At 67.0% G+C, this 2313-nt stretch carries 2 protein-coding genes and 1 pseudogene; all 3 read right to left on the reverse strand.

The window, feature by feature from the left end; all coding sequences use genetic code 11:
* Positions 1–1100: serine/threonine protein kinase (locus AC1D00_RS37110; protein ID WP_477014085.1), on the reverse strand; the 1100-nt coding region annotated here is incomplete at its 3' end.
* A 5-nt stretch (positions 1101–1105) separates the two neighbouring features.
* Entirely contained in the window at positions 1106–1846 is a 741-nt protein-coding gene (locus AC1D00_RS37115) for a metallophosphoesterase family protein (RefSeq protein ID WP_477014086.1), read from the reverse strand.
* Between the two features lie 117 nt (positions 1847–1963).
* Positions 1964–2313 (reverse strand): annotated as a pseudogene (locus AC1D00_RS37120) (hypothetical protein); the annotation flags it as partial.

Below are 2313 nucleotides of genomic sequence, written 5' to 3' on the forward strand. Positions count from 1 at the left end.
ATGCGGTTGAGCTTCAGGACGTTGAGGCAGGCAAGCCGCGCCGAGGGCAGCGTGGCGAGAATGCGCTCGGTGGTGACGCGCAGCGCCTCGTTCAGCTCGGGCGCGCCTTCCGCCGTGTCGAGCGCGACCGCGAGGATCGGGCTCGATGCGATCTGAGCTGCGACATCCGATTTCGCGCGCGGCTGCATGACGCCCTGGTTGAAGCGGCGCCGCCAGGCGACGCTGAGGGGGTCGCGCTTCATCCGTTCCGAGCGCGTCGTGAGCCTGACCTGGTCCGGATGGGTCAGATCGAAGGCAAGCTGGGACGCCGTCGGATAGCGCCGCACCGGCTCGATCTCGAGACACCGCAGCACCACCTCCTGGAGCCAGGGCGGATATTCGGCGCGCAGTGCGCGCGGCGGATGCGGATCGCGCCACAGCCGGCGCCGCATCGCGCGCAGCGTCTCGCCCTCGCCGAACGGCCGCTCGCCGGTCGTGAAGAAATAGAGCAGCACGCCCAGCGAGAACAGGTCGCTGCGCGGATCGTCGCGCACACCCAGGAGCCGCTCCGGCGCCATGTAGGGCGCGGTGCCGTAAGGCAGGCGGAATTCCTCCTGCAAGAGATCGGGCAGATGGTTGTGGTGCGACAGGCCGTAGTCGATCAGCACCGCCTCGCCGGACTCGCGGAACATGATGCTGCTCGGCTTGATGTCGTGATGGATCACGTTCTGCCGGTGCAGATCGGCGAGCGCGGTCGCGATCTTCGCGACCAGTAGTCGCGCTTCCTCGTATGGCAGCGGCAGGTCGGCCAACCGCTTGTAGAGCGTGGTCCCGGCAATGCGCTCGATCACGACATAGGCCTGGTGGGCGAAATCGCCGGTGCCGAAACACGAGGGCACGTGCGGGCCCGCGAGCCGCGGCAGGATCATCATCTCCATCTCGAAGGAGACGATCGCGGCGGGGTCCTCGCCCTCCGACACCCGCGGAATCTTCATCAGCAACGGGACGTCGATGCCGGGATGGGTGACGGTCCACAGCGTCGCCATGCCGCCGGCATGAACGCATTCGCCGATGGTGTAGCCGTCGATCTCCGCGCCCGATTTGACCAGGGGTTTCGGCATCGCCGTCAACGTCCCTGCGACAGCCGGTCGGCGAGCCAGGGCGGCAGGCCGTTCTCGCGGATCTTGTTCGCCGCGCTCGCGATGTCATAGGGCACGCGGCAATAGGTGATCTGGCACGAGACCGTGTCGAACAGCACGAAAGATGCGGACGGATCGCTATCGCGGGGCTGGCCGACCGAGCCGAGCACGGCGAGCCATTGCCGTCCGCGCAGGAGCTGCACCGGGACGTCGGTCTTCGGCACGAAGCTCGTCATCTTCGCCGTCACCGACATCGAATAGAGCGCGGGACGATGGATGTGGCCGCAGAAGGTGACATGGGCGGACGTCGATATCAGGCTCTTGGCGGCATCCGCCGTCGAGCGGACGTAGTGCCAGCGCTGCGGACTGGAGGCTTCCGAATGCACGAACAGCCGGTCGCTGTCCTCCACCAGCATCGGCAATTCGGCCAGGAACCGCCGCTGCGCGGTGTCGAGCCGGCCGCGGGTCCATTCGATCGCGATCTGCGCGTCGGCATTCATGGTCTCGGCCGAGGAATTCACCGCCTGGTCGTGGTTGCCGCGCACGGCCACGGCGCCCCCGTCGACGAGCTCCATCGCGGTATCCACGACCCATTCCGGATCGGCGCCATAGCCGACGAAGTCACCGAGCAGGATGAACCGCTCCACGTCCTTCGCACGGGCAACCTTCAGGCAGGCTTCGAACGCCTGCCGGTTGCCGTGGATATCCGATAAGACAGCGAGAAGCACGCACCCTCCACCCTCAGGTTCTTATCGAAAGCCGATAAGGCCAAATTGAGGGACGTCAACAGGATGCGCCAGCGCGGGGCCGTTTTCCAGCGCGCCCCCGCCGCGATGGTCAAGGGTCTATTGCTCGTCTTTCGGCGGCATCCGGGGCGGCGGCAGCGGCGTGAACACGACGCCTTGCGCGCCGGCCGGTGGAGCGGTGAACTCACCGGTCGAGGAATCGCCGCCGCTGGTCTCCAAAATGGTCTTGGGCGTCACATATTCCCGGACCATGTCGATCAGGCTGCCGTCGCCACCGCCGAAATCCGCGGCGCGCCCGCCTTGCGGATGCCCGGCCGCGATCTCGTTCTGCGCGGCATGGGTCTTGTCGGCCAGCCGGTCGTCGTAGGGCACGCGGAAGGCCCGGGGGATGCCGCTCGGGCGATTGTCCTCATCGAGCTGCTCGACCCACAGATAGATCGAGCCGGGAT

Source organism: Bradyrhizobium sp. P2_E8, from assembly GCF_056403875.1.